This is a genomic window from Pseudomonas plecoglossicida NBRC 103162 = DSM 15088 (genome assembly GCF_000730665.1).
Classification (GTDB): domain Bacteria; phylum Pseudomonadota; class Gammaproteobacteria; order Pseudomonadales; family Pseudomonadaceae; genus Aquipseudomonas; species Aquipseudomonas plecoglossicida.
In genome coordinates, this window is the sequence record NZ_BBIV01000077.1 from 1 (window position 1) to 7,129 (window position 7,129).

10 protein-coding genes are annotated in these 7,129 nt (G+C 63.7%); 6 read left to right on the plus strand and 4 right to left on the minus strand.

Annotated elements, in window-relative coordinates; all coding sequences use genetic code 11:
- Positions 1-52 precede the first annotated feature (52 nt).
- The gene (locus PPL01S_RS23925; protein WP_016391934.1) at positions 53-271 is read right to left on the minus strand and encodes a DUF1127 domain-containing protein; all 219 of its coding nucleotides are present in this window, start codon (positions 269-271) and stop codon (positions 53-55) included.
- Positions 272-367: 96 nt separating this feature from the next.
- Between PPL01S_RS23925 and PPL01S_RS23930 the strand changes: the two genes are divergently transcribed.
- Complete coding sequence (locus tag PPL01S_RS23930; protein ID WP_028626244.1) at positions 368-1,219, plus strand: LysR substrate-binding domain-containing protein; 852 nt, start codon at positions 368-370, stop codon at positions 1,217-1,219.
- Between the two features lie 69 nt (positions 1,220-1,288).
- Here PPL01S_RS23930 and PPL01S_RS23935 read toward each other — a convergent pair whose 3' ends face one another.
- Positions 1,289-2,038, minus strand: coding sequence for a sulfite exporter TauE/SafE family protein (locus PPL01S_RS23935; RefSeq protein ID WP_016391936.1), 750 nt, complete (start codon positions 2,036-2,038; stop codon positions 1,289-1,291).
- Positions 2,039-2,151: 113 nt separating this feature from the next.
- Here PPL01S_RS23935 and PPL01S_RS23940 point away from each other — a divergent pair, with 113 nt between their 5' ends.
- From PPL01S_RS23940 to PPL01S_RS23950, 3 genes are all read left to right on the plus strand, one after another.
- Entirely contained in the window at positions 2,152-3,108 is a 957-nt protein-coding gene (locus PPL01S_RS23940; protein ID WP_016391937.1) for a LysR family transcriptional regulator, read from the plus strand.
- Between the two features lie 55 nt (positions 3,109-3,163).
- Positions 3,164-3,619 (plus strand): MarR family winged helix-turn-helix transcriptional regulator, encoded by a 456-nt coding sequence (locus PPL01S_RS23945; RefSeq protein ID WP_016391938.1) that lies wholly within the window; start codon positions 3,164-3,166, stop codon positions 3,617-3,619.
- Between the two features lie 142 nt (positions 3,620-3,761).
- Positions 3,762-4,190 carry an organic hydroperoxide resistance protein gene (locus PPL01S_RS23950; RefSeq protein ID WP_016391939.1) on the plus strand — a complete coding sequence of 143 codons (429 nt, stop codon included), beginning with the start codon at positions 3,762-3,764 and terminating at the stop codon, positions 4,188-4,190.
- Between the two features lie 178 nt (positions 4,191-4,368).
- Here PPL01S_RS23950 and PPL01S_RS23955 read toward each other — a convergent pair whose 3' ends face one another.
- Both PPL01S_RS23955 and earP read right to left on the minus strand, forming a co-directional pair.
- Positions 4,369-4,944: an elongation factor P gene (locus PPL01S_RS23955; protein ID WP_016391940.1), complete on the minus strand. Its 576-nt coding sequence runs from the start codon at positions 4,942-4,944 to the stop codon at positions 4,369-4,371.
- A gap of 48 nt (positions 4,945-4,992) precedes the next feature.
- Positions 4,993-6,126: an elongation factor P maturation arginine rhamnosyltransferase EarP gene (earP, locus tag PPL01S_RS23960; RefSeq protein ID WP_016391941.1), complete on the minus strand. Its 1,134-nt coding sequence runs from the start codon at positions 6,124-6,126 to the stop codon at positions 4,993-4,995.
- Positions 6,127-6,259: 133 nt separating this feature from the next.
- On the opposite strand from earP, the gene PPL01S_RS23965 reads away from it, so the two are divergent.
- Together PPL01S_RS23965 and PPL01S_RS23970 are read left to right on the plus strand one after the other, a co-directional pair.
- Entirely contained in the window at positions 6,260-6,646 is a 387-nt protein-coding gene (locus PPL01S_RS23965; RefSeq protein WP_016391942.1) for a hypothetical protein, read from the plus strand.
- A gap of 2 nt (positions 6,647-6,648) precedes the next feature.
- Positions 6,649-7,119: a GreA/GreB family elongation factor gene (locus tag PPL01S_RS23970; protein ID WP_016391943.1), complete on the plus strand. Its 471-nt coding sequence runs from the start codon at positions 6,649-6,651 to the stop codon at positions 7,117-7,119.
- The last annotated feature ends 10 nt before the right edge of the window (positions 7,120-7,129 follow it).

Genomic DNA, 7,129 nt, shown 5'->3' on the forward strand with positions numbered 1-7,129 from the left:
AGTCAGCGGTGATCGATGTGGGAGCCGGCTTGCCGGCGATAGGGACACTGGATCATTTGCGCAGCGGGTCGTCCCAGAAATGCCGATCGGCCTCTTGCTGGATATCCGCCCTGCTCAACCCAAGGTCGTGCAGTGTCGCATCGCTCAAGCTCGCAAGCTCCCGGCGCTGACGGTACAGCTCGTACCAGCGCACCGAGCGCTCGAGCGCCGCGTGCCACAGGTGGTTCAGTGAAATGGCAGGTTGCTGGATGCTGCTGACATGACCTTTCATCGTGAAGCCCTCCGTGTTGATGGCTCCAGTCTCGCGCCAGGCATAAGATCAATCCAACGAATGTTTCTGATGCCATCCATCTCGGAGATTGATGCAATGTCCCAGTACCAAAGCCTCGATGCCGACGTGCTGCGTACCTTCGTCGCCATCGCCGAACAAGGCGGCTTCACCCGCGCCGGTGAAGTGGTCAACCGCACCCAGTCGGCCGTCAGCATGCAGATGAAACGCCTGGAGGAAGACATCCTGCAGCGCCAGCTGTTCGAGCGCGATGGCCGCCAGGTGCGCCTGACCGCAGAAGGCCAGGTGCTGCTGGGTTATGCCCGGCGCATCCTCAAGTTGCAGGGTGAGGTGTTCAACACCTTGCGCATGCCGCACATGGTCGGTGTCGTGCGCATCGGCACCCCCGACGACTACGCCATGCGTTTCCTGCCGACCATCCTGTCCAGCTTCGCCCAGGCCTATCCGCTGGTGCAGGTAGAAGTGCATTGCGATTCGTCCAAGCAACTGATGCTGCGTCAGGACCTGGACCTGACCATCGTCACCCGCGAGCCCGGCAACGAGGTGGGCCAGTTGCTGCGCCAGGAACGCCTGGTGTGGGCCGCTGCCGAAGGCTTCTGCCCGCAGGAGCAACGGCCGATACCGCTGGCCCTGTTCAACACCGACTGCTTCTGCCGCGCCTGGACCTGCAACGCCCTGGAAGCCCAGGGCATCGAATACCGCATCGCCTACACCAGCCCCAGCCTGGCGGCGATCTTTGCCATCATCACCGCAGGGCTGGCGGTGACGGCGCAGTTGCAGAGCCTGATTGGCGGCAACATCCGCATTCTCGGCGAGCAGCACGGGTTGCCGCAATTGCCGGTGGCCAATGTGATGCTGTTGCGCAACTCGCAGAGCCAGTCGCCGATTACCGACTGCATGGCCGAATACATCGTCGAAGGGTTCAAGTGAGCCTCCACAGTGAGCGCACCCCTGCACCTGTGGGAGCCGGCTTGCCGGCGATTGGGCTGCAAAGCAGCCCTAAAGCTCAAACCCCAACATGACTGCACACACCACCAGGAACACACAGAACATCGCCCGCAACACCTTCTCCGGCAACGCATGGGCCAGCCTCACCCCCCAGCTGATGCTCAACAGCCCCCCGACCGCCAATGGAATACCGACACTCCAGTCGACACTCTGGTGCACGCCATAGGTCAGCAAGGTCACCGTGGTGCTAGGCGCAGCCAGCGCCAGCGACAGCCCTTGCGCCACCACCTGGGTCGTGCCGAATACACTGGTCAGGATCGGCGTGGCCACCACCGCTCCGCCCACGCCGAACAGGCCGCCCATGGCCCCGGCAAAGCTGCCCAGCACCCCGAGCCAAGGCCAGGGATACCGCAGCTCGGTGCTCGGCGGCGCCACCTTGAGGAACATCCGCGCCACGTTCCAGATCGCCAGCACCACCAGAAAACCCACGAACCCCAGGCGCATGGACTGTGCATCGATACCCACCGCCCAGATCGAACCGAGCCAGGCGAACAGGAAGCTGCACAGCGACAGCGGCAGCGCATGGCGCAACTCGATGCGGTTGCGCTGGTGGTAGCGCCACAGCGCCAGCAGCACATTCGGCACCACCATCACCAGCGCCGTACCCTGCGCCAACTGCTGGTCGAGCCCGAACAGAACGCCCAGCGCCGGGATCGCGATCAGCCCGCCGCCGATGCCGAACAAGCCCCCCATGGTGCCCAGGGCAGCACCCAGGGCGATATACAGCAACCACTCGATCATCAGGGCCTCGTTCGCCTGCATTGGTAATGCGAGCATGCTAACGAGTGGGGGCTGGCACGGAAACGCACAGCCACGCACAATGGCTATGCGTTTCATGCACAAGCGGAATCACCATGAACCCGGACACCCTGACCGACCAATTGAGCCTGTACCTCGACGTGCTGGAGACCGGCAGCTTCTCCGCGGCCGCCCGCCGCCACCCGTTGACGCCTTCAGCCGTGGCCCGTCGCATCGACAACCTGGAAAGCGCGGTCGGCAGCCGCCTGTTCACCCGCAGCACTCACGCAGTGCGCGTCACCCCTGCAGGCAAGGCCTTCGCCGAGCGCGCCCGACGCATCATCGAGGAGCTGCGCCTGGCCCGCGCTGAGGCGGTGTCACTGAGCAACGCCCCGGAAGGCCTGATCCGTATCGACGCACCCGCCGCCTTCGGTCGCCGTCACCTGGCACCGGCCATCGCCGATTTCCTGGTGGCGTACCCCGGCCTGGACGTGCAGCTGCGATTGATCGACAGCTTCGTCGACCTGCACGGCAGCCACCTGGGCGAAGTCGACCTGGTGCTGCGCGCCGGCCCCCTGGCCGATACCCGCCTGGTGGCCACGCCGCTGGCGTACATGGTGCGCATCGTGTGCGCCAGCCCCGCCTACCTGGCCAGCCGCGGCATGCCCGAATGCCCCAGCGAACTGCCCGAGCACGACGGCCTGGACTGGGACGGCCTGGCGCCGCCCTTCGCCTGGCGCTTCACGGTCGACGGGCGGCCGCGCCAGCTTCGCCCGTCACGCATGCGCATGACCGCCAACAACGCCGAGACCCTGTTGTTCGGCGCCCTCGCAGGCCTGGGCATCGCCCACCTGCCGACCTGGCTGATCAGCGAGTACCTGCTACGCGGCGAACTGGTGCCACTGTTCTGCCAAAACGGCCTGCCCGCCGCAGAGACCAGCGGCATTTATGCACTCCGTCTGGAACATGAAACGAACTCTCGCAGCCGCTTGCTGCTCGAATTCCTCAAGAGCCGCTTCAGCCCGATCCCACCTTGGGACCTGGCATTGCGCAGCGAACTTCGCTGGCAATGAGCGCACTAATCATCAGCGTGCTAGATTTTTCTATCGATGACATTCAAGGACCTGCATGAACGCCGACACCAAAGCCTCCTGTGACGAGCTGCTGCTGGACAACCAGGTCTGTTTCGCCCTGCACTCCACCTCGTTGCTGATGACCAAGGTCTACAAGCCTCTGCTTCAGGCACTGGGCCTGACCTACCCGCAGTACTTGGCCATGCTCGTGCTGTGGGAGCAGGACGGTCGAACCGTGGGCGAAATCAGCCAGCACCTGCTGACCGACCCCGGCTCGCTCACACCGCTGCTCAAGCGCCTGGAAAGCGAGGGCCTGCTTGAACGCAATCGCAGCCGCGAGGACGAACGGGTAGTGCTGGTGCACCTGACCGACAAAGGGCGCGCCCTGCAACAACAGGCCAAAGCGGTGCCACCGTGCATCCTCAAGGCCAGCGGGCGCAGCCTGGAACGCCTGCAGCAGCTACAGGCCGACCTTCTCGACCTGCGGGAAAACCTGCAAAAGCACCTCTGACGACTAAGCTGTGTGATGGCCGTTCCGATGGACGGCGCGTATTTATCTTGCGCACTAATTAATTGCGCGCTAATTTAATTCCCACACCCACCCGGCGCACCTGCCTTGATCCAGGGCGCACTGCACACTCGAGAGGTTTACCATGCAAAAGGTCACTCCGCTGTACATCGCAGAAGCCACCTCCACCGGCGGTCGCGACGGCAAGTCCCGCTCCAGCGACGGCAAGCTGGAAGTCAAGCTGAGCACGCCAAAGGAGCTGGGCGGCGCGGGTGGTGACGGCACCAACCCCGAGCAGATGTTCGCGGCCGGTTACTCGGCCTGCTTCATCGGTGCACTGAAGTTCGTGGCCGGGCAGGAGAAGAAAGCCCTCCCCGCCGACGCCTCGATCACCGCCAAGGTAGGCATTGGCCAGATCCCTGGTGGCTTTGGCCTGGACATCGACCTGAACATCAACCTGCCGGGCCTGGCCCAGGCCGAGGCCGAAAGCCTGGTGGAGAAGGCGCACAAGGTTTGCCCGTACTCCAACGCGACCCGCGGCAATGTGGATGTGCGATTGAATGTGACGGTCTGAAGCCACTGACTCCTCCTGTAGGAGCCGGCTTGCCGGCGATGAGGCCGATGCAGGCACCTTGGATAGCCTGTCGGGCCCTATCGCTGGCAAGCCAGCTCCCACAGAAGGGCAAGACCTGGAATTCTGCGCAAAAAAAACCCGGCCAAGGCCGGGTTTTTCGTGCGCGTCGCAAGAAGGATTACTTCTTGGAACGGCCCTTGTAGACGCCACCACCTTCGCGAGTGTCGATATCGATCCACTCGTCGATCTGGATGAAGTCGGCAACCTGAAGCTCGGTACCGTTCTTCAGTTTGGCAGGCTTCATGACCTTGCCCGAGGTGTCGCCGCGAGCAGCGTTCTCGGTGTAGACAACCTGACGGCTGATGGTGGTCGGCAGTTCAACCGATACCAGGCGGCCTTCGAAGAACACTGCTTCGCAGATGTCTTCCATGCCTTCTTCGATGAACGGCAGAACGGCTTCGATATCCTCGGCGTTCAGCTCGTACATGGTGTAGTCGGTGGTGTCCATGAAGGTGTACGAGTCACCGCTGATGAACGACAGGGTCGCTTCTTTGCGATCCAGGATCACGTCATCCAGCTTGTCGTCCGCACCGTAGACGGTTTCGGTCTTGTAGCCGGTCAGCAGGTTCTTCAGCTTGGTCTTCATGATCGCGCTGTTGCGACCCGACTTGGTGAATTCGGCTTTCTGTACCAGCCACGGGTCGTTGTCGATCCGCAGTACGGTACCGGGTTTCAGTTCTTTACCAGTTTTCATTACGAAGTATCCGAATCTGGATGGATTTATAAAAATCGAGGCCGCGTATCATAGCGAATTTCGGTAAAACTGTACCAGCGCCTTGGCAAGGTCCGGCCGAGCGGCCTGGCGGGCTGCCCATTCGCGGGCATGTTGCTGCAGTTCCGCCCAGTGTTTGCGCGCCCCTTGCCAGGCTTGGCCCATGCCCTTGCCCACGTTCCAGGCGCGCCACAATGCCACCATCGCCTGCGCAGCCTCGTCCGACAGGCCCTGTCGATAATGGTCGAGGAACGCGTCGAGCTTTTCCCAGTGGGCGTTTTCTTCCTGCACATAGATATGCCAGAGCATGGGCCGCCCGGCCCACTGCGCGCGCACGAACGAGTCTTCGCCGCGCACGGCATTGAAGTCGCAACACCAGAGCAGGCGGTCATAATCGTCCTGACTGACGAACGGGAGGATCTGCACGGTCAGCGCGCCGCGCTGGTGCACGTCGCCCACCGCCAGTTCGACCTCCCCCAGCCAATTGCCGAGGTCGCCAAGGATCCGCCCGCGCGGCACCAGCAAGTGCGTGGCACAGGTATCCGCGGCCAGCGCATCGAGCCAGGGGCCCAGTTGCGAGTTTTCGTAGGCGAACAGCGAGATCAGCTGCGCATCGTCCCGCGCCTGCACGCCCAGCCCCTGCAGGAATGCCGTGCGCGCCTGGGCAGATTGCTGCAAGGCGTCCCGCCGGGCCAGCAACGAGGCTTCACGCAGCAAGCCACCGGTCTTGTCGGTGAAGCCCGGGAAGAAAAACACCTTGCGCAGGCCATTGGGCTGAGGCGACGGCAGGCCATGGCAACCCTCGACCCAGTCCTCGGCGCTGAGGTAGTCGAGGTTCAGCCACAGGGGCGGTGTGGCACGGGCACGCATCGCGTCGATGTACGGCGCAGGCAACTGACAGGCAAACGCGCCGATGACCACATCGGCCGGCTGCACAGGTAGCCAGGCGCCCGGCCAGGCGCGTACCTCGACGCCCTCCTGCCACTGCTGCGAGGCTGCGGCGTCAGCGCCTGGGCACAACGGCACGAAGGCGTCGAGGTCGTCAACCCACAGGCGCACCGACAGGTCGTGCTCGGCCACCAGCTGCCGGGCCAGGCGCCAGGTCACGCCGATGTCGCCATAGTTGTCGACGACGGTGCAGAAAATGTCCCAGGTGACCTTCATGTACCCTTCCCGCTGCCTGCGCAAAAACCGTGAATTCTGCGGCCAAATGCTCGCCGACAAAAGCACCGGCGCTGAAATTTCGCCCGGCGCCATGCGACAATGGCCCCTCGACCCGCCCTGCCAGGAGGCCGCCATGCCCCGCCATCGTGAACTGAAGATCACCCTCAAGCCACTGCAGCTCATCTTCTGCGTGGCGTTCGGCCTGTGGCTGGGCGCCGTGGCCATTGCCCTGACCCTGTGGCTGGCCATGCAGCGCTGGCCCGAGCATGTGCAACCGCTGGCCCAGGCTGTCGCCCCGGCCATCACCCGGCCCGCGCCCGGGCAACCTGCGGATGCGCAAGCCGAGATGTTCGAGCGCTACAAGGACATCCTGCACAAGCAGGAGCTGCAACAAGCCGCCGATGCCGCCCAGGGCAACCCGCGCAACCTGAACAGCCCCAAGTGTCAGTTCTGGCTGGCGCAGAACCGCACCGCGCCGACCGACAAGAGCCAGGCCAACGTGCTGGAGTTCTGTTACTGATCATGGACAAAGCCGCCCTGCTCGCCCGCATCATCGTTGCCCTGGAAGCGGACATGGAGGTCTTGCGCCGCGCGGCGCAGACTGCCTACGAGACCGCCACCGCCGAAGAGAACATCGCCGAGAACAAGTACGACACCCTCGGCCTCGAGGCTTCCTACCTGGCCACCGGCCAGGCCCGGCGCACGGCCGAGATTCGCCAGGCATTGCTGACCTACCAGCAGTTGCTGTTGCGTGACTATGACCCGGCGCGGGGTGTGCAGGTGAGCAATCTGGTGACGCTGGAGGATGAGGATGGTGGGCAGCGGCTGCTGTTCCTGGGGCCCGAGGCGGCCGGGCTGAAGATTGGCGAAGGTGCGCAGCGGGTGACCGTCATCACCCCGCGTTCGCCGCTGGGGCAGCTGCTGGTTGGCAAGAAAGTCGATGATGAGGTGAACCTGGGTTCACAGGTTTTCTTCATCAGCGATGCTGTCTGAACCGGCCCCA